This is a genomic window from Sphingobacterium sp. SG20118 (assembly GCF_044740685.1).
In the GTDB taxonomy this organism is placed as follows: Bacteria; Bacteroidota; Bacteroidia; order Sphingobacteriales; family Sphingobacteriaceae; genus Sphingobacterium.
The window spans coordinates 3,199,688-3,220,461 of record NZ_CP172826.1 but is presented as its reverse complement, the minus strand read 5'-3'; the positions used below and the strand labels follow the sequence as shown (position 1 = coordinate 3,220,461).

13 protein-coding genes are annotated in these 20,774 nt (G+C 41.5%); all 13 read left to right on the top strand.

Going from position 1 to position 20,774, the window contains the following annotated elements; genetic code table 11:
- Positions 1-17: 17 nt before the first annotated feature.
- The 13 genes from ACFX5U_RS14935 (at position 18) to ACFX5U_RS14875 (ending at position 20,659) form a co-directional block, all read left to right on the top strand.
- Positions 18-1,859 carry a GH92 family glycosyl hydrolase gene (locus ACFX5U_RS14935; protein ID WP_400261231.1) on the top strand — a complete coding sequence of 614 codons (1,842 nt, stop codon included), beginning with the start codon at positions 18-20 and terminating at the stop codon, positions 1,857-1,859.
- Positions 1,747-2,355 (top strand): glycoside hydrolase domain-containing protein, encoded by a 609-nt coding sequence (locus ACFX5U_RS14930; protein ID WP_400261230.1) that lies wholly within the window; start codon positions 1,747-1,749, stop codon positions 2,353-2,355. The genes ACFX5U_RS14935 and ACFX5U_RS14930 overlap by 113 nt, the downstream gene beginning before the upstream one ends.
- A gap of 34 nt (positions 2,356-2,389) precedes the next feature.
- Positions 2,390-5,497, top strand: coding sequence for a discoidin domain-containing protein (locus ACFX5U_RS14925; RefSeq protein ID WP_400261229.1), 3,108 nt, complete (start codon positions 2,390-2,392; stop codon positions 5,495-5,497).
- Positions 5,494-7,779, top strand: a complete 2,286-nt coding sequence (locus ACFX5U_RS14920) for a GH92 family glycosyl hydrolase (protein WP_400261228.1) — start codon at positions 5,494-5,496, stop codon at positions 7,777-7,779. Before ACFX5U_RS14925 ends, ACFX5U_RS14920 begins: the two co-directional genes overlap by 4 nt.
- A gap of 217 nt (positions 7,780-7,996) precedes the next feature.
- On the top strand, positions 7,997-9,724 hold the full coding sequence (locus tag ACFX5U_RS14915) for a RagB/SusD family nutrient uptake outer membrane protein (protein WP_400261227.1): 1,728 nt from the start codon (positions 7,997-7,999) through the stop codon (positions 9,722-9,724).
- 9 nt (positions 9,725-9,733) lie between these two features.
- The gene (locus tag ACFX5U_RS14910; RefSeq protein ID WP_038699632.1) at positions 9,734-10,180 is read left to right on the top strand and encodes a DUF5004 domain-containing protein; all 447 of its coding nucleotides are present in this window, start codon (positions 9,734-9,736) and stop codon (positions 10,178-10,180) included.
- A 5-nt stretch (positions 10,181-10,185) separates the two neighbouring features.
- Positions 10,186-11,178, top strand: coding sequence for a DUF4961 domain-containing protein (locus ACFX5U_RS14905; protein WP_400261226.1), 993 nt, complete (start codon positions 10,186-10,188; stop codon positions 11,176-11,178).
- 59 nt (positions 11,179-11,237) lie between these two features.
- A complete protein-coding gene (locus tag ACFX5U_RS14900; RefSeq protein ID WP_400261225.1) occupies positions 11,238-13,682 on the top strand; it encodes a SusC/RagA family TonB-linked outer membrane protein in 2,445 nt (814 codons plus the stop codon).
- Positions 13,657-14,334, top strand: a complete 678-nt coding sequence (locus tag ACFX5U_RS14895) for a hypothetical protein (RefSeq protein WP_400261224.1) — start codon at positions 13,657-13,659, stop codon at positions 14,332-14,334. The genes ACFX5U_RS14900 and ACFX5U_RS14895 overlap by 26 nt, the downstream gene beginning before the upstream one ends.
- Positions 14,335-14,350: 16 nt before the next feature.
- On the top strand, positions 14,351-16,036 hold the full coding sequence (locus ACFX5U_RS14890) for a RagB/SusD family nutrient uptake outer membrane protein (RefSeq protein ID WP_400261223.1): 1,686 nt from the start codon (positions 14,351-14,353) through the stop codon (positions 16,034-16,036).
- A gap of 30 nt (positions 16,037-16,066) precedes the next feature.
- Complete coding sequence (locus ACFX5U_RS14885) at positions 16,067-18,667, top strand: SusC/RagA family TonB-linked outer membrane protein (RefSeq protein WP_400261222.1); 2,601 nt, start codon at positions 16,067-16,069, stop codon at positions 18,665-18,667.
- Complete coding sequence (locus tag ACFX5U_RS14880; protein ID WP_400261221.1) at positions 18,600-19,115, top strand: hypothetical protein; 516 nt, start codon at positions 18,600-18,602, stop codon at positions 19,113-19,115. The genes ACFX5U_RS14885 and ACFX5U_RS14880 overlap by 68 nt, the downstream gene beginning before the upstream one ends.
- A gap of 422 nt (positions 19,116-19,537) precedes the next feature.
- Entirely contained in the window at positions 19,538-20,659 is a 1,122-nt protein-coding gene (locus tag ACFX5U_RS14875) for an acyltransferase family protein (RefSeq protein WP_400261220.1), read from the top strand.
- Positions 20,660-20,774 lie beyond the last annotated feature (115 nt).

Sequence of the window (20,774 nt, the reverse complement as noted above, 5' to 3'; positions counted from 1 at the left end):
ATCTTAAGTTGATATTGATGCTGAACAGAATTATTTTATATACGATTTTTTGCCTATTTCTTTTTGGAGTTTCTTGTACTGCTAAAAAACAAGGAAATTCTATTTTTCCGAGCGCCTATGTAAATCCCTTTATTGGGGCGAGTACGAGTGTTGGCGCTGCAGGAGTATATCATGGTCTGGGAAAAACATTTCCTGGTGCTACGACACCTTTTGGTATGGTGCAGGTGAGTCCGAATACCATAACAGGAGGGGATAATAGTCCCGGCTATAGCGACGAACACCGTACAATCGAAGGATTTGCATTTACACAGATGAGTGGAGTTGGGTGGTATGGTGATCTTGGGAATTTTTTAGTCATGCCGACGACAGGTGCGATGAAGACTATCGCAGGTAAGGAAGATGGGAGTATCGCAGGGTACCGATCTGCTTACAATAAAGCAACAGAAGTTGCTCAGGCGGGATACTATGGTGTAGATCTGGTGGATTATAGGATTAAGGCTGAAGCAACAGCCGCTCCACATAGTGGAATGCTTAAATTTACATTTCCACAGGATAAGTCCTCCCGGATTCAGATTGATCTGGCGCGACGTGTTGGAGGGACTTCTATCGAGCAGTACGTCACTAAGGTCGATGAGCATAGCATCAAAGGCTGGATGAAATGTACGCCAGAGGGCGGAGGCTGGGGAAATGGTGAAGGTAAAGCTGATTATACCGTTTATTTCTACGCATACTTTAGTAAACCATTGACGAACTACGGTTTTTGGCGTGCAGATATCCCTGTTAACCAGTCCCGTAAACGTGATGATGTAGTGAGCATACCCTACCTGCAGAAGGTCGAAAATGCCGAGATTATCCACGGAAAGGATGAGCTGCAAGGAAAGCATTTGGGGTTCTTCTCGGATTTTGCTACGAGGCAGGATGAAGTGGTCACGTTACAGGTAGGTATTTCTTTTGTGGATATGGATGGTGCTGAACGAAATTTTAGAGATGAGATTAAAGGTAAAGCATTTGAACAAGTACGTGAAGAGGCAAAACAATTATGGGATCGCGAATTAGACCGAATGCAGGTAAAAGGAGGAACGGAGGAGCAGAAAACAATCTTCTATACTGCCCTGTACCATACGATGATAGACCCACGTACTTTTGCAGATTTGGATGGTCGTTACCGCGGTGGTGATCAGGAAATCCATAGCAATACCACTTTTACAAAACGTACCATATTCAGTGGTTGGGATGTATTTCGGAGCCAGTTTCCTTTGCAGACTATTATCAACCCGAGACTGGTCAGCGATCAGTTAAATTCATTGATTACATTGGCTGAGGAATCTGGACGTGCATATTTTGAGCGTTGGGAATTATTGAATGCCTACTCAGGTTGTATGATTGGTAATCCAGCCTTGTCGGTGTTAGCGGATGCTTATGTCAAAGGAATTCGGGATTATGATGTAGAGAAGGCTTACGCATACGCGAAAAATACATCAAAGTTATTTGGGAACGATAAATTGGGCTATTCTGGTCCGCCACTCAGTATTTCGAATACGCTTGAATACGCTTATACCGATTGGTGCATCGCGCAGGTGGCCAAAGGTTTGGGCAAGATAGAAGAAGCTAAGGTTTTCGAGCAAAAGGGGCAGGCCTACCGGAATATTTTTGATACAGAAAAAGGTTGGTTTCGACCACGCTTGGAAGATGGTTTCTTGGGAACCATGGCCTGCAGAAGGTCGTGTCAAGGAATGGTACGGTACAATGGAGTCGAATGCCTACCAACAAGGTTGGTTCGTACCTCAAGATATACCGGGGATGATAGTGCTTATGGGGGGCAGAGAAAAGGTGTTGGCCGATCTTACGGATTTTTTTAACAAAACACCTGAGAACCTATTGTGGAACGATTACTATAATCACGCCAACGAGCCCGTGCATTTGGTACCTTTTCTTTTTAACCATCTTGGTGCCCCTTGGATGACCCAAAAATGGACCCGTCATATTTGCGAGAAAGCGTATAAAAATGGTGTTGAAGGAATTGTGGGGAATGAAGATGTAGGGCAGATGTCTGCTTGGTATGTGCTGAGTGCTTCGGGCATTCATCCTTCTACTCCAGGAAGTACCCGCTACGAAATTACCAGCCCCGTTTTTGATGAGATTACTTTTCCGTTGGATAGGGCTTATTATACCGGTAAGGATTTCGTCATCAAAGCACATAATAATTCCGAGAAGAATATTTACATCCAGAAAGCTCTGCTGAACGGAAGACCTTACGATCAATGTTACCTCGATTTTAAGGATATCGTATCGGGGGGGAAATTGGAGCTGTTTATGGGCGAACAGCCGAATAAGGAATGGGGACTAATCAAATAGAGTCAAGGAGACGTCAAACTTGCTTAAAAAAACTATGAGAAGAGTAACGCTGTTATTACTAAACCTGATGTTGATAAATCTATATTGTATGGGACAACTGAAGAAAATATCGCTAAATAGCGACAATCCAGATATCGTCTGGCAAGTGAAACCGCAAGCGGAATTGCCGTATACTGGACAGGAAATATCTCGTCCGGATTTTAAGATGGAGAAAGCGGTAAAAGGTGTTGTGCCGGGCGTCGTTTTCACGGCTTATGTAGAAGCAGGCCTTGTACCTGATCCTAACTTTGGCGACCACATCCATCAAGTCGATGAAACGTACTACAACCGTCCTTTTTGGTATCGAACAAATTTTAAATTGCCGGCCAACTACAAATCGGGAGAAAGGCTTTGGTTGAAGTTTGACAATACCAACCGCTATGCTGATTTTTATGTCAATGGTGTCAAACTATCAGGAACTGCTGGCTCGACGAAAGATGTTTCGGGTCATATGTTACGAACGAAATACGAAATCAGCCATCTGGTTAAGTTAGGGGAAGAAAATGCGGTAGCAGTGCTGATCACTGATGCTGATCAAAAGAAAACCCGACATGCCAAAGATCCTTTTGGGATAGTGGCTAGCCCAACTTATCTATCTGCTGCTAGTTGGGATTGGATGCCTTATGTCCCTGGTCGATTGGCAGGTATCACCGGTCATGTATCATTGAATACAACCGGTGATGTAACCATGGAAGATCCCTGGGTACGGTCTGAACTGGAGTCTAACGATATTGCTTACCTATTTTTATCTACTGAGCTGAAAAATAGTGGAGATCAAGCGAAGGAGGTAATGCTTTCCGGTGTGATTCAACCTGGAAATATTCGTTTTAACAAAAAAGTTAAAATTGATGCTAATAGCAGTACAAAAGTGTACCTGAGTCGTACTGAAGTCAAAGAATTCATACTCCGTAAACCAAAACTATGGTGGCCAAATGGATATGGCGAACCTCATTTGTACACGTGTACTTTATCCACGACCAGCGATGGACAGCTTTCGGATCAAAAGGAAATCAGTTTCGGAATCCGTAAGTATGAATATCAATATGTAGCTAACAAGGCGGGTTGGCCAGTGCTTACTTTTTTGATTAATGGGCAAAAGATTTTTCTGAAAGGTGGCAACTGGGGGATGAGCGAATACTTGCTGCGCTGTCATGGTGAAGAGTACGAAAAGAAAATTAAGCTCCACAAGGATATGAACTACAACATGATCCGTCTGTGGACAGGAACGGTTACTGACGACGAGTTTTATACCTATTGTGATCGTTACGGTATCATGGTATGGGATGATTTCTGGCTGTATGTAGCCTACAATGATGTCGCTAATGATGATGATTTTAAGGCTAATGCGCTGGATAAAGTTAAAAGATTGCGTAATCACCCAAGTATAGCATTGTGGTGTGGGGCGAATGAAACGCATCCAAAACCGGAACTAGATAACTACCTGCGATCAATTGTGGCTTTGGAAGATCATAACGATCGTATGTATAAGTCCAGTTCTAATCAGGACGGACTTTCGGGAAGTGGTTGGTGGGGCAATCAACCTCCTAAACATCATTTCGAAAGCTCTGGGAGTAACCTAGCCTGGAATGATCCAGCTTATCCTTACGGATCGGATCGTGGTTATGGCCTGCGGACGGAAATCGGTACAGCAACCTTTCCCAATTACGAGAGTGTGAAGGAATTTATTCCTGCCGATAAACTCTGGCCCTTGCCGACAGATGAACAATTGGAAAAGGAAGAAGACAATGTATGGAACAAGCATTATTTTGGAAAAGAAGCTTCCAATGCGAGTCCAATCAAATATAAACAAGCCGTCAATACTCAATTTGGGGAATCCAATAATCTGGAAGCATTTTGTGAAAAGGCACAGTACCTGAATCTGGAAGTGATGAAGGGTATGTATGAAGCCTGGAATGATAAAATGTGGGACGATGCTACCGGTATGTTGATTTGGATGAGTCAGTCGGCATATCCATCTTTTGTATGGCAGACCTATGATTATTATTACGATGCGACAGGTGCATACTGGGGTGCAAAGCAAGCCTGTGAACCTTTACATATTCAGTGGAATGCATCAAACAACAGCGTTAAAGCAATCAATACTACGGCTAAGGATCTGCATGGCGCTTATGTCACTGCGCAGGTCTACAATATAGCAGGTAAAGAATTGCCGATGTATACTGCAACGGCTAAATTGGATTTGCCTGCCAGCAATCGAAAAGAAGCTTTCCGACTGAAATTTAATCAGGGAAATTTGGCTTTTGAAAAACCGGCTTATGCTTCTTCTGAGCAAGGTAACGGAAAATCCAGTTTTGTAACTGATGGGGCGAGTGCTAGCCGATGGGAGAGCAATTCTACGGATCAAGAATGGATTTATGTGGATTTGGAAAAATCACAAAAACTGGAGACCGTAAGGATCAAATGGGAGCAGGCCTATGCGAGTAAATATATGCTGCAAGTATCTCATGATGCGAAGAACTGGAAAACTGTTCATCAAAATGAAAATGCGAAAGGCGGGACGGAAGACATCGCTTTAAATGGCGTAAAAGCCCGCTATGTAAAAGTTTTGGCAACCAAGCGCGCATCAGATTATGGATTCTCTATTTTCGAAATTGAAGTTTTTGGAAAGGAGAAACAACATATCGAATTATCGCCCTTACATTTTATAAAATTACAGCTTAAGGATAGCCTAGGTATGGTGCTGTCTGAGAATTTTTATTGGAGAAATGGAGAGAAGGATCTGGATTATACCGATCTGAATGCTTTGCCGCCTGCACAATTGACTTTTGAGCTTCTTGAACTGACTGTGGGGGAAAGTTCAAAAGTGCGGATCAAGAATGCAGGGACTACAGTAGCTTTTGGAAATCGTCTTCGCTTGCAGGATAGTCATACGGGTGAACGTATTTTACCGGTGCTCTTCTCGGACAATTATTTCACTTTATTGCCAGGTGAAGAAAAGATCATCAGTCTTGATGATCTGAAGCCGGTGCAGTTAGAAACATGCGTCATTGTTATGGAAACAATACGGTCAGGCGGAACAGACGATGTTACAATTGGGCAAATAATAAAAGTATGTTTTATAGAAACACAAATCATCAAATGAAAAGAAATATTATATTTTATTTTGCAGTTCTATTCTTAGGGTTGACCCCAAGTTATGCGCAACAGACAGATCTGGTTAAGTATGTCAATACTTTGCAGGGTACAGATTCGGAGTGGTCCCTCTCTTATGGGAACACCTATCCGACAGTAGGTTTGCCTTTTGGCGTACACTTTTTCTCCGCACAAACAGGTAAGAATGGAGACGGTTGGAAATATCAGTACAAGGCTAATACCATCCGTGGCTTTCAACAGGTACACCAATGCAGCCCTTGGATGGGAGACTATGCGGTCTTTTCGCTGATGCCTGGAATGGGTAAGCTACAAGTAGAGGAGGAAGCGCGTGCCCTGTCCTTTAGTCATGATCATGAAGTGGCTAAGCCTAATTATTATGCGGTCAAGTTTGATAATGGTATTCAGGCAGAGGTCAGTCCTGTAGAGCGAGGTGGACATATGCGGTTTAGTTTTCCTAAAAAGGAAAATGCCTATCTGATACTTGATGGTTTTATCAAGGATAGTGAAGTAACGATTATCCCAGAGGAACGCAAAATCGTCGGTTATGTCAACAATGGTCGTTTCGTACCCGAGAATTTCAGGAACTATTTCGTACTCGTTTTTGATCAGGATTTTAAGGCTTATGGCACTTGGGAAAATACCGATAACAGTACCGAAGGAGGAAATAACCATGCCGTAGGAAAAGGTGTCGGTGCTTATCTGGAGTTTAAGCAAGGGACAAATGTGGAGGTAAAAATTGCATCTTCCTATATTAGCGCAGCGCAGGCAGAACGTAATTTTGAACTTGAATTGGCTGGTAATAAGAATTTTGAAGTGACTAAAAAGAAGGCTTTTGAAACTTGGAATTCATTGTTGAATAGAGTGTTGGTGGAGGGTGGTACAGAAGCGGAAAAGGCAACTTTTTACTCCTGCCTATTCCGTGCAAATCTCTTTTCGCGAAAGTTTTACGAGGTAGATGAACAAGGGAAACCATATTATTTTAGTCCTTACGATGGCAAGATACATCAAGGTTATATGTATACTGATAATGGCTTTTGGGATACTTTTAGGGCTCAGTTTCCTTTGAGCAATATCTTGCATCCAGAAATGCAGGGGCGCTATATGCAATCTTTGCTGACAGCGCAGCAACAGGCCGGTTTTTTTCCGACTTGGTCCAATCCAGGGATGTCAGGAGTGATGATTGGTAACCATGCCATTTCTTTGCTGGCAGATGCATGGGTAAAGGGTATTCGTACTTTTGATCCAGACAGTGCCTTGAATGCTTATTATCATGAAGTAACGAACAAAGGGTTTTGGGGTGGATCCAATGGTCGCCAGGGATGGGAAGATTATTTCACAAAAGGCTATATCCCGTATAGTGAAGATAACCATGAAAGTACGGCTAAAACATTAGAGTATGCATATGATGATTTTTGTGCTTACCAATTGGCCGATCTGACCGGTAATGAATTTTATAAAAATGTTTATGCCCGTCAAATGTACAACTACAGAAATGTTTTTGACCCAGCTGTAAATTTTGTTAGTGGACGCTTGCCTAATGGTGACTGGATACCAAATTTTGATCCCGTTGAATGGGGAGGAGCTTTTACAGAAGCAAACGCCTGGCAATATACCTGGTCTGTACTCCACGACATCAATGGATTGATTAATCTTGTCGGTGATGAGAAGCGCTTCAACGCCAAGCTCGATTCTTTCTTTACTATGGAACAGACGATAAAATATGGCTCCTATAAACAGGAAATCCATGAAATGCGGGAAATGTTACTGGCCAAGATGGGACAATATGCGCATGGCAATCAGCCGACACAGCACGTATCTTATCTATATAATTTTAGTGGACAGCCTTGGAAATCGCAAAAACAAGTACGTATGGTAACTTCTCAATTGTACAATGCAACTGAAAGAGGATATCCAGGGGATGAAGATCAAGGTCAGATGTCTTCTTGGTATGTCCTTAGTGCATTAGGCATCTATAGTGTATGTCCAGGTACCGATCAATATGTTATCGGAAGTCCTGTCTTTCAGAAAGCGACTATTACATTGGAAAATGGTAAACGTTTTGTAATCAACGCTAAGCAAAACAATGCTAAGAATGTATATATACAAACTGCACGTCTGAACGGAGTTATCTATGATAAGAATTTTATTACTTACAAGGATATCTCTGAAGGCGGCGAATTGAACTTCGAAATGGGAGATGCGCCAAACTATAATAGAGGAGTCACGCAAGAGTCTAAACCATTTTCACTGAGTCAATTAAAAGAAAAGTAATGATAAGCAAAATAAAGAAGCTGACGACACATCGCATGAGTATGTGCCGTCACCATTATGGTGGACCATAAAAGATGGGACGACGGGTACAGTCTGATTTGATGGTAGCTGTCTAATGATGTACATAACCATTTTCATTTTTGTGTGTTCCAATTGATTTGAATAAAACCAATTATACCGAAGTAAACCATTGGGATACCTATTTATAGATCTAATTATGAATAAGAGATTTTTTATTTATGTAGCTATTGCTATACCTATTTTTTTGGCCTGTAATAAACAGGGTTTCCTGGATCAGACCCAATCATCAGAATTGAATGAGCAGGTCGTATTTTCCGATAGTGCCTATACTATTAATTTTTTATCGGGTATTTATAGCGAAATCGGTTTTGCCACCTGGCCGAAACGCTTTGGGGGAGGCGGTTTGGATGCGAGTACCGATGAAGCCGAAGGCGCTGGGTTAGGGAGCGTCAATACATTTATTCAGTTTGCAACCGGAACGGTTAATTCCAATATGATTACCAAAGATGCTTGGACGACCAGTTATACCAATATCCGCCGAGCTAATATTATGCTCAAAAATCTGCCAAACGCTAAGTTTGGGGACAATATAAAAGTACGGACGAAAGCCGAAACACGTTTTCTGCGGGCCTACTATTACTTTATGTTGTTGGAGCATTATGGAGGTATTCCACTGTTGGGGGATAGTGTTTATCAAGCCGACAGTGTTATCCCGTCTACACGGAATACTTATGCGGAATGCATCGATTATATCGTGCAGGAATGTGATGCTGCAGCAGATGATCTTCCGTGGAGCCATAACGGAGAAAATTATGGCAGGATCAATAAAGCGGCCTGCTTTGGCTTAAAATCCAGATTGCTTCTTTATGCAGCCAGTCCGCTATTTAATGGTCAGGGACTAGTTTCTGAGGGACCTTTACAAGCTGTTGTAGCTTATCCAGATCAAGATAAAAGCCGTTGGGAACGTGCGGAAAAAGCGGCAGAACAGGTGATGGAATCTGGTATGTATGCTTTACATCAAGGAGATAATAGTGAGGCTGGTTATGGTTTTTATCAAGTTTTCCAATTGCGTAAAAACTCAGAATACCTATTAGCCCGTATGCAAAATACCAATCGGGATCTGGAAGGAATCTGGAACCCGCCAACATTCGGCGTATCCAATCCAGGAGCGTATCCGTATCTCGAAACCGCTAATGCTTTCGGTATGAAAAATGGACTATCTATAGATGATCCTAATTCTGGATACGATCCAAAACAGCCTTATAAAGACCGAGATCCCCGATTTGGCAATACCATCACCCGTGATCAATCTTTGGTTTTTCATCGTGATGGTCTGGCTAAAAGACCGGTCAACATTTATATCGATAAAACGAACCCTAATCATGTAGTTTCTGGTCAGGATGCGGTATATAAAGGTACACCAACGGGTTACTATACCTACAAAATGATTAATCGCGATGTTGCTGCCGATTGGTTCAATACGGTTACTCCACGTTGTATGCCAATCATTCGCTATGCCGAAATCTTATTGAACTATGCTGAGGCGCGAAATGAATACTTGGGTATACCAGATGAAAAAGTTTATCAGGCTGTGGAAGATATCCGCAAAAGAGCCGGACTGTCTCCTTATACTCTAACTCCAGGGTTGTCCCAGCAAGAAATGCGGAAGATCATATGGAATGAAAGACAAAAAGAACTGGCTTTTGAAGGTCATCGTTTCTTTGATGTACGCCGTTGGAAAATTGCTGAAAATATGGAGAACCGTCAATTGCATGGTACCGAGCCGGTGCGGACTGCAGGCGATACCCAATACATGACTATCAATGTACGTAAGCGTGTCTTTGATAAACGCATGTACCTCTGGCCAATACCACAGTCTGAAGTGGCAAAATCTATCGACTTATTACAAAACCCTGGTTATTAGCAAAACTGAATGATGAATATCAAAATATTAATGCCATTGGTCTTGACGGCACTAAGCGTCATGACTTTTTCATCTTGTAAGGATGAGATGGCTAAAATTGTAACCGATGAATCCGTGAAAGATATCAGTGGTAGTTGGAAAGTGGTTCAGCTGACCCGCAATGGTGAAGATTTAGGAAAGCGTATGGATCTTGCAAATTTTAAGATTAATTTTAAGTCCGATGGTACCTATACACTAGCCGATCAGCTTCCTTTTATTGTGGATGTTCCGGGTAAGTATGTTTTTAATGATCCCCAATATCCTTTTAGCTTAATCTTAACACCTGAAGATGAGAAAAAGGATATCGCACTCAAGTTTCAGTTTCCGGTTATTGCGGGAGAAAGACAGCTCAGTCTTACTTTTAGTCTTGGTTGTTCCAGTAATATCTATCAATTTAATTTTGAACGCGAAAATTGAAACCTATGAAAAGTTTACTCCAAAAATTGATCCATCCTCTTATGGTTGTTGTCATGTTGTTAACCCTTTTGTTAGTTCAGTGTGGTCTTAAGTCCTTGACAGTAACAGTTCCCAAGCAAGCTAAAGCTGGCCAGCAGGTTTCCTTTACGATGCATAGTGGAGCTGAGCCGCGGATTGGGGGCGACGGTAATAATTATACAACTCAGTTGTTGGCAGGTATCATGGTGCCTAAAGGCTGGAATGCACGTAAGAATGCAGTTCTGACTTTCACTAGTCCTAAAGGAAATGGTACCCTGCGAATGATTCCAGATGCTGAGATTGAACCTGTTTCGGGACTTAATTGGCATCAAGCGGCTAAAAAAATGTTTGGTATTGGGCCCAACTTGATTGATGACTTTGAGTGGATTGTTTATAGAAGTACACAGTCATATACTTTTGTCAATAATGAAGATATTGATTTTGATGTTAAAGTTTCCTGCCTTGTTGGCACAGAAAATATGTTGGTCAGTCTGGGGTTTTATGTCGGTTCTTCGATTGAAAATTTACGTCCTGAAGATACTGATTATAAAAAATTTGCTTTTTCGGATGCATTTGAGGTAACTGATGGTGAAGGCGATTTGGTTGATTTTATCAACCCGCAATTGGGTACGGTACAGCCAGTCAAGAGTTTGGACAATGATATCATCACGTTAACTTTTGACGGCGGTGTGACCAGTACCGTATTGGATGGGGTACAACAGGTTTACCTTCAGGTGAAGGCCTTTGATGAAGTAGGAAAGTTGATTGGGGAGGTCAATGAAAAAACAGAACGTACCCAATTGAAGCCTACAGGAGGTAAAAAATTTCTAGTGGACTTATGGCCAAGGGGATACTTTAACCTCAACAAGGGGTCGTATATTGCCTATTTGGAATACTACTATACCGATGCGACGGGTTCTAAAATAGTAGGCTATGGTAATACGGATAAACCTTTCAAATATACGTTCCGCTGCGACTAACCATCGATAGCAATTGATCCAATAAGAACCTAAAAATCTTGAAAATGTTGAATTGTTCCATGAAAATAAATGCAATAACGATTCTCCTGCTTTGTTCAGGTGGCGTTATTGTCCCAGCAGCAGCTTTCCCGATAATAGGGAATAAGCCAATGCTATATAAATATCAGAAAAAAGAACCCATCAGGGTGCTGGATGAATATGGTAAACCTCTGGAAGGGGTCAAAATCTATTCAATCCAACAGCAATTGCTCGGTAGTACTGATGAAGAAGGGCGTACCCAAATCGCTGTGACAGATGTGGAAATGGAAATTTTGATTTCTCATCCAGGTTATTATACCAAAAGGATTCAAGCTACAGTAGCTGGTGTGGTTTCTTTAATACCTAATTACTTGGCTGAGGAACCTCTGGTCAATGTGCTGTATGATAAACGGGAAAAAAGTAGTTTGCTCGGTTCCGTGGCTGTTGTATACAATAGTCAATTAAAAAGTACACCCACATCGTTGTATTTGAATGCTTTGACTGGACGGTTGCCAGGGTTTTATACGCAGGAAACCAATGGTTTTAGGAATGCTCGGACAGCCGCTATCACTTCCTTGGATTTAGCGGGATCTTTACCGACCGATGCGACCAAGTACAGCTCCAGTATTAGTGATAATACTGAACTGTTTTTTCAGTTGCGTGGACAAAATCCGGTAACCATTATTGATGGAGTACAGCGGGAAATCTATGCTATTGATCCGGAAAGCATTGAATCCGTAACGGTCGCTAAGGATGCCTTATCGGCGATATTGTTGGGGCAGCGGAGCTCAAGGGGGGTGTTGCAGATAACCACTAAAAAAGGAAAAGTAGGACCGCCTCGGATTTCATTTTCGGCACAACATGGTGTACAGAATCCTTTGAAACAACCGAAACCTTTACATGCAGCACAATACGCCTATCTCTATAATGAAGCACTTTTGAACAGTGGTCGGCAGCCAGTCTATGGACAAGAAGATTTTGATGCATTTAACAACGGTAGTTCGCCTTTGCTTTATCCAAATGTAAACTGGTATGATGCGGTACTAGGGGGGAGTAATCCGATGAGTAAATACAATTTAGGGGTAAACGGTGGGGTGAAAAATGCACGTTATGCACTTTCTTTAAGTTATTTACGCCAAGATGGTATGTTTAAATCTTCGGATGAATTTGATTATGATACGAATTTGGGTCAAGGCCGGTATCTGATTAATAGTGCTATTGATGTGGATGTGACTAGTGATTTCACCATTGGTTTACAGCTTTTTGGACGTATTCAGGATGGCCGTCAGCCGGGTGCGGGAACCCAGAATATCTTGCAGACTTTATACAATACGCCGAATAATGCCTACCCGATATTTAATGATGACGGTACATATGGTGGATCTTCGGTTTACCGGACCAACCTCTATCAACAGGTAACCGGATCGGGTTATTTATTGGACAATACCCGTGATCTTTTGGCCAACTTAGATCTTAACTATAAGCTTGATAAGTGGCTTCCAGGTTTGTACGCTAAAGGGAAAGTCAATGTGTCGGCGACCTCTTCGAGCTTTATTGATCGGAATCGGAAGCAACCCGTCTATGATGCACGCTACAATGATCAGGGTGAATTGGTGTACGTGCGCTACGGTACGATTGCCGACCAACCCAATTCTTTTGCTACTACATCTACCGCTAATTTTTTCTACTTCCAAGGTGCATTGGGGTATGATCGCCAGATTAATGGAGATCATACTGTGGGTGGAAAGATTTTCTTTGATCGGCAAAATTCTAATTATCAATTTGATCTACCAGCCATTTATACCAATATAGCCGCGACAGGAAACTATGCATACAAGAAAAAATACTTTGCAGAACTCGCGATGAACTACTCGGGATTCAACCGTTTTCAGCCGGGTAGCCGTTATGGACTGTTCTATGCTGCAGGATTAGGCTGGGATCTAGCGCAGGAGGGTTTTCTGGAGCAACAAGAAAACTGGCTGGATCAGTTGAAACTGCGCGCTACCTTTGGTCGTACGGGAAATACCAATGAGGGAGCTTTGGGCTATTACAGCTGGCGGGCTTCTTATGGTCAGGACGGTAACAATGGTTATAATTTTGGATCCGAGTATGCTTATGTAAACAGCTTGGTGGAGAAAGGCTTAGCCAATATCGATGCAACCTGGGAAAAGGGTGATAAATTTAATCTCGGCCTAGATGCATCTCTATGGAAAGGTAAGTTTAAGTTATCGGCAGAATATTTCCGAGATCATTATTTTGACCTGTTGCAAAAGCGTGGTTCGGACATCGAATTGATCGGTATCGGATATCCGACCGAGAATATCGGTAAGAACTTGTATACGGGTCAAGAGTTAAGTTTGACCTATCAAGATCGCTTGAATAATTTTAATTATTTCATTACGGCAAATGCTTCTCGCATGCGGACTGAGGTACGTTATATGAATGAGGTGTTTCAAAAGTATGATTGGAAACCGCCGTACGGGTAAGCCTGTCGGACAGACTTTTGGTTATTTAGCCGATGGTTTGATCCGAAGCCAGGAGGAAGCTGATAAAGCTCCGAGATTGGGCGGGGATCCCGTACAGCCTGGAGATGTACGTCTGGTGGATTTGAATGGAGATGGTCTGATCAATATTTATGATCAAACTGCTATAGGTAATACTAATCCCATCTTTTATTATGGTGCAACAATGGGCTTTAATTATACCGGTTTTGATTTCAGTGTACTCTTACAAGGGGTGACAAATCGTAGTTATCAGCAAACAGATTATGCTTTTGGTGCTAATGGTGATGCACAGGGGTACGATTTTCTACTGGGGCGTTGGACACCGGAAACGGCCGAATCGGCAACTTATCCGCGTTTGAGCATCGGTTCAGATCCGACGAATACACCTTATCTGAATAATTCAAGTTATTGGACACGTTCAGGTTCCTATTTACGGATTCGGAATATAGAATTGGGTTATACGTTGCCGTTTCATATCACGCGAAGCATCAACGTATCCTCGTTGCGTTTTTTTACGAATGTCCAAAATCTGTTTACATCCACATCTTACAGTAGATTGGACCCAGAGATCAATGCCAATGGTGCCTATCCTGCACAGCGTGTTATCAATTTTGGTGTGCATATCAAATTATAAACTTTAGACACAAATAATGATGAACTATATAAATCTAAAATGGTTTGGCTTATTGGGAATAGTTGTGCTTACTTTTTCCTGTAAGAGTGATCTTGAAACAGAGCCTATTGAGTTACAGACGCTTGATCAAGTGTTTGATAAGCGGGATTCTGCCGGAGTAAATGCGAACCGATTCTTAGCGGATTGTTATCGCTTTTTGCCCAGCTTAGGCAATCGTGTAGGGGGTGATTATCTGGATGCAGCTACTGATGATGCGGTATCTTCAAACCCGACGAATACTTCTGTGCAGCAACTGGCTACAGGTACTTATACTTCCGATAGCTACCAAGATGATCAGTGGTCTTCTAACTATCAAGGGATTCGTCGAGCGACGGTCTTTATCAATAATATCGATTATGTTCCATTGAAAGGGAAATTGGAAAATGGTACTCCTTTTAATCGGGTTTGGAAGGCTGAAGCCCGTTTTTTAAGGGCCATGTTTTACTTTGAGTTGGTCAAGCGCTATGGCGGAGTTCCCTTATTGGGTGATAAAGTCTATCAGCTGAATGATGATATGGAGCAGCCAAGGAATAGCTTCCAAGAATGTGTGACTTATATTGTTCAGGAATGTGACCAAATAAAGGATAGTCTACGTATAGATCCGATGAACTTGCAGTTTTTTGGGAGACCTACAACGGCTGCGGCGCTGGCCTTGAAATCCAGGGTGCTCTTGTATGCGGCTAGTCCTTTGTTTAATGGAGGCAATATCGAGCCTGGAAATGAATTAACAGGGTACATGGATTTCTCCATAAACCGTTGGCAGGCTGCTGAAAATGCAGCTAAAGCTATTATGGACATGGGGGTTTACAAGTTGGAACCTGAGTTTAAAAAGGTGTTTACCACCCGAAATATGGAACGGATATTTTCCAAACAAGGTGACAACAACACCAGTGTGGAGAATAATAATGGTCCAGTAGGGTATTCTGTGGGAATCAACAATGGCAGAACAAGTGCTACCCAGGAACTTGTGGATGCCTATGGTATGGCCAATGGTTTTCCGATTAATGATCCGAATTCGGGATATGATGCCGAAGATCCGTATTCAGGAAGGGATTCCCGGTTCTACGCAACGATTTTTTATAATGGTACAATGTGGTTAAACCGTTCAGTACAAACTTTTGAAGGTGGAGCCGATAAGCCAGGGGGAACTATCCAGCAGACTAAAACGGGTTATTATGTGCGCAAGTTTATGGGGGATTTTGAAACATCGACAAACTATAGTAACGTAAACCACGACCATATTCTCTTTCGCTATTCTGAAACGCTGTTGAACTATGCTGAAGCTCGGAATGAACGGTTGACCGTTCCTGATGCCTTGGTCTATCAGGCTGTCGAAGAAATTCGGAAACGTGCGGGAATAAATCCTTTCCAGCTGTCTTTAGGAATGAATAAGGATGAGATGCGTGCTGTAATCCAAGATGAACGACGTAAAGAAATGGCTTTTGAAGAACAACGCTTCTACGATGTAAGACGATGGAAAATCGGAGAGGCAGTCTTCAATAAGGAGTTGCATGCAGCGGTCATCTACCAGACTGGCACTGGTCAGATCCGCCAGATGGTTCCAGTGCTGAAGATGAATTTTGAGAAGAAAATGTACTTAGCACCGATACCATTTAACGAAGTGATTAAAAATCCGATGATGGTGCAAAATCCAGGTTGGTAATCCAATTAATTTCTATTAGCGAACATACGCATGAAAAAAGGTAAATATCTATTACTAATCATATTTAGTACGCCATTCCTTAGTTTGGCGCAGGCTGTGGTCTCTGGTCTGATCAAGAATACGGCCGGTCCCTTGGAAGGGGTGACCATTTTAGAGAAAGGGGGCAATAATCAGGCTCAGTCGAATCAAAATGGGCGTTTCAGTCTGTCCCTGAAAGGAAGTAAAACACTTGTATTCCGTAGCATAGGTTATGCGACACAGGAACGGAAAGTCAAAGATGGAGAGCATTTGGAAATTATTTTGCAATCTAATAGTCAGGATATCAACGAAGTGGTAGTTGTTGGTTACGGTACCACAAAAAAGCTCACGAGCACGGGTGCTGTGAGTTCCATAAAAGGGGCCGAAATAAGACAGGTGCCAACTTCGAGTGTGCAGAATGCACTTTCTGGCCGATTGCCAGGTTTTGTTTCTGTGCAACGTTCGGGACAACCTGGACGTGATGCTTCCGATTTTTATATTCGCGGTGTCAGTTCGCTCAATCCAGATGGTAATCAGCCTCTGATTATCGTTGATGATATCGAGTACACCTATGAGCAGCTATCTCAGATTAATATGAATGAAATCGAAAGCATTTCTATTTTAAAGGATGCTTCTACGACTGCTGTTTTTGGAATCAAGGGTGCGAATGGGGTATTGGTCGTTAAGACGCGACGTGGAATGTCTGGAAAACCCAAAATCAATGTTCGATTGGAATCCGGTATGCAAAGCCCGGTGAGCAAATTGGATTTTTTGAATGCCCATGAGAGCGCGCTGCTCTGGAATGAAGCAATTGCCAATACGGTTGGAGACAATACCTATCAACCGTTTAGCGCCAGTTCACTGGAACATTTTCGTACTGGGGATGATCCTTATGGACATCCTGATATAAACTGGTATAGTAAAATATTTAAGCCAAGAAGTCTACAGTATAATAGTAATGTCGATATCTCTGGTGGTAGCGAAAGTATTAAGTATTTTATTTCTGGTGGAGCTTTCTCCCAAGATGGTAATCTTCATAATTTTGAGAACGAAGGAGACAAGGTCAATAACAATTACTATTATCGTCGCTTTAATCTTCGGTCTAATCTGGATGTACAGGCTACAAAGAGCTTAAAATTACGATTGGATTTTAGAGCCAATTTCAATAATATAAATAATCCGCGTGCGGGAAATATCGTTGGCGAAATATTCAGTTTCAATAAGATACGTCCGTGGTCTGCACCATTCCTCAATCCGAATGGTTCATACGCTTATGCAAGCGATACACAGGAACTGCTGCCAACGATCAATGCACGTTTGGCAACCTCTGGTTATAGCTTGAATCGCCGGAATGATATCAATATCCTGTTTGGTGGAACTCAGGAGCTCAATGCGATTACTAAAGGCCTGTCTTTGTCCACTCGCATTGCCTATGCTAGTATCGAATCGAATGGTCGCGAACAGAGCCGTGATCAAATCCCGGTGTACAAGTACTTTCCTGAATCCGACGCTTATCAGTTAAAAGGTGGAGCGCCTTATGTCTTGGATAACTACACTTTGCGCGCCTATCAGGGGGATTACAATAGCCGAGTGAATGTACAAGCAAATTTGAACTATACTCGTGCGTTTGGCGATCACCATATCAATACTTTATTGTTATATAATAGAGAGTCTTACAAGACAAAAGGAGATAAGATGATCAATTGGATTCCTCAGAATTTTCAAGGGTTTACCTTCCGTACAGGATATGATTATCAAGAGAAATATCTGGTGGATATGACCGTAGCTTACAATGGCTCTGATCGTTTTAAATCTGATAAACGCTATGGTGTGTTTCCTGCAATTTCAGCAGGCTATAATCTCGCTAAGGAAGGGTTCTTTCAAGATAACTTTGCTTTTGTCGACCTATTCAAACTGCGTGCCTCTTATGGAATCGTTGGCTCGGATAAAGTAGCAGGTGATCGCTATCTATACCAACAGGTGTACAATGAAGGCGGGGGTTATTCTTTCGGCGAAACGCATCAACCTGTAGGGACAATCTATGAGGGAAATTTAGGAAATAGTAATGTGACTTGGGAAAAGCAAAAATCTTTTGATGTTGGATTAGATGTCAGTGTGTTCAAAAATAAATTTTCTTTGGTACTGGATTATTTTAATAATATCCGTTATGATCAGCTGGTGAGTTCACAATCATTGCCTTTGCATATTGGGGTAGGGGTTTCACCGACTAATATCGCGCGCGTACGAAATAAAGGTGTTGAGTTTGAATTGAACTATAATGATCATATTGGTGAATTCAATTATAATTTGAAAGGGGTATTGACTTATTTCAAAAACAAAGTGTTGTTTCAGGACGAGCCTATGCCGGCCTTTCCGTGGTTGCAGGTGACTGGGCATCAGGTTAATCAGCCTTTTGGGTATTTGTCCGATGGTTTTTATACGGAGGATAACGTGGAGGCGAGTCCTAAACCTGCTGGTGCTTATGAGGTGCGTCCAGGTGATTTGCGATACAAAGACTTAAATGGGGATGGACTGATCGATGATTATGATAGAAACTGCAATTGGGAAGCCGAATATTCCGAATACAAGCTTTGGTTTAACTTTGGGAGGTAGCTATCGTGGGTTTAGCTTTAGTGCTTTGCTTCAAGGTACTACGGGTTATAGTTTTAGTGTGCAAGGTGCAGGCATAGAGCCTTTTCAAAGTCAGTTTCAGCCGATACATCAGCAACGTTGGACACCGGAGACAAGGGCTACTGCAAAGTTTCCACGCTTGACAACTAATCCGACAACAATCAATAGCCCATCGTCTTATATGTCTGATTTTTGGTTGATAGATGCGACATATCTACGGTTGAAATCCTTGGAATTTGGATATCAGTTGCCGGAGCGCTGGTTGCCTTTCAAGATGAATAATGCGCGTATCTATTTGAGCGGTTATAATTTGTTTACGTGGACAAATTATTCACTTTATCAACAAGATCCTGAAGTGACATCCAACACCGCAGGTGATGCCTATCAAAATCAACGTGTTGTTAATTTAGGAATTTCAATAGGACTTTAGTGATAAGGTTGTAGCATGTGAAGTTTAAATCAACTGTCTGTTTTTGCGTCATCACTAACTATGTAGATAATTATAATCATTAATATTTTTTAATTAAAAGCGCTTGAAACAGCATGTCGTTTTAAGCGCTTTTTTAATAAGATTGGAAGACCAAGTTAATATAATTGAGTTTCCTCATTTTTATAGCTGAAAAGCTAGTAACTAAAAGTGTTTCTGTTTTTTTGAAAGCTTGGAAGGGAGCTAAGTTGAAAGTTACTTTTCCTTTTGAATCATACCGCTTTAGATAGTAAAACCAGGTAATAGTTTTGTTTTTCTAAATTTAGTTATATTTTTGAAATGCAGTTTTATGCTTGACTATTAAAATGACCAATTAAACAGCTATCGCTTCGTTGATTTTTTACTACATCTTTTAAATAACCTAAATGAATAGCGTACCTAATAAATCATATCGATTAGAATCGTTGGATATACTCCGCGGGTTTGATCTATTTTTACTTGTTGGTTTGCAACCTATATTGGTCGCAATCGGCCAGGTCTGGGATAATGAGTTTTATCATGGCTTTTTGTATCAATTTGATCATGAAATATGGGCTGGTTTCCGGTTGTGGGACCTGATTATGCCCCTGTTTTTGTTTATGACTGGTGTAACAATCCCTTTTTCATTGGATAATAAGAAAGGGGGCGCAGGAGGACCGATTTACCGCCATATTTTAAGACGGTTCTTGATTTTATGGTTATTGGGAATGGTCATGCAAGGAAATCTTTTGTCTTGGGATTGGCAGCAATTTAAATTGTATTCCAATACATTACAAGCAATCGCCATGGGTTATGCGGTGACAGCTGTCCTATACTTTAATCTAGGCATCCGGAAAATCGTTATGATGGCAATTTTCTTACTGGTTGTATATGCAGTACCATTTATGTTGGATGGCAATTTTTCGGAACAGGATAATTTTGCAATCCGATTGGACCGAATGCTGTTGGGTAGATTTATGGATGGGGCATATTGGGGAGATGGGCAAGTGGTTTTCTCTCAGTATTATAACTATACATGGTTGTGGAGTAGTTTAACTTTTTCAGTCACTGTTATGATGGGTTGTCTGGCCGGAAAGCTGATGAAAGATGGGGTAAAGGTTATTCCAGAACGGGTGTTTCGTCAGTTAGTATTGTTAGGCGTGATTTGTATCGGACTGGGATTATTGTGGAGTATACAAATGCCGATTATAAAAAGGATATGGACGAGTAGTATGACACTTTTCTCTGGTGGAATTTGTTTTCTGCTGATGGGGTTATTTTACTATATCATCGATTTAAAGAAAATAGTCAAACCTTTTCAATGGCTTAAGATTTATGGTATGAATTCCATTGTTGCTTATTTTTTGGGAGAAATGCTCAACTTTAGATCAGTGGTGCATTCCCTGACTTATGGTTTGGAGAGTATGCTACCTCAATATCAAGAGTTGATTTTAACAATAGGTAATTTTACGCTTGTATTTCTAATGCTATTAGCACTATATAAAGCGAAGGTTTTTGTGAAAATATAGTGTTTTAGATGAGTTTTTAATTTTTATTAGAAAGGCAATATCTAAGCTTTATGTACAAGAATTAATCTATTACCGTATAACACACGAAACGCGCTACTTTGCTCATGGCAAAACA

Bases quoted from the DNA above. Each gene is read 5' to 3' on its own strand.
- ACFX5U_RS14900 (WP_400261225.1), top strand. From the start codon at position 11,238: ATGAAAATAAATGCAATAACGATTCTCCTGCTTTGTTCAGGTGGCGTT.
- ACFX5U_RS14880 (WP_400261221.1), top strand. From the start codon at position 18,600: ATGATAGAAACTGCAATTGGGAAGCCGAATATTCCGAATACAAGCTTT.
- ACFX5U_RS14910 (WP_038699632.1), top strand. From the start codon at position 9,734: ATGATGAATATCAAAATATTAATGCCATTGGTCTTGACGGCACTAAGC.
- ACFX5U_RS14915 (WP_400261227.1), top strand. From the start codon at position 7,997: ATGAATAAGAGATTTTTTATTTATGTAGCTATTGCTATACCTATTTTT.
- ACFX5U_RS14930 (WP_400261230.1), top strand. From the start codon at position 1,747: ATGGAGTCGAATGCCTACCAACAAGGTTGGTTCGTACCTCAAGATATA.
- ACFX5U_RS14885 (WP_400261222.1), top strand. From the start codon at position 16,067: ATGAAAAAAGGTAAATATCTATTACTAATCATATTTAGTACGCCATTC.
- ACFX5U_RS14905 (WP_400261226.1), top strand. From the start codon at position 10,186: ATGAAAAGTTTACTCCAAAAATTGATCCATCCTCTTATGGTTGTTGTC.
- ACFX5U_RS14925 (WP_400261229.1), top strand. From the start codon at position 2,390: ATGAGAAGAGTAACGCTGTTATTACTAAACCTGATGTTGATAAATCTA.
- ACFX5U_RS14875 (WP_400261220.1), top strand. From the start codon at position 19,538: ATGAATAGCGTACCTAATAAATCATATCGATTAGAATCGTTGGATATA.
- ACFX5U_RS14920 (WP_400261228.1), top strand. From the start codon at position 5,494: ATGAAAAGAAATATTATATTTTATTTTGCAGTTCTATTCTTAGGGTTG.
- ACFX5U_RS14895 (WP_400261224.1), top strand. From the start codon at position 13,657: ATGATTGGAAACCGCCGTACGGGTAAGCCTGTCGGACAGACTTTTGGT.
- ACFX5U_RS14935 (WP_400261231.1), top strand. From the start codon at position 18: ATGCTGAACAGAATTATTTTATATACGATTTTTTGCCTATTTCTTTTT.
- ACFX5U_RS14890 (WP_400261223.1), top strand. From the start codon at position 14,351: ATGATGAACTATATAAATCTAAAATGGTTTGGCTTATTGGGAATAGTT.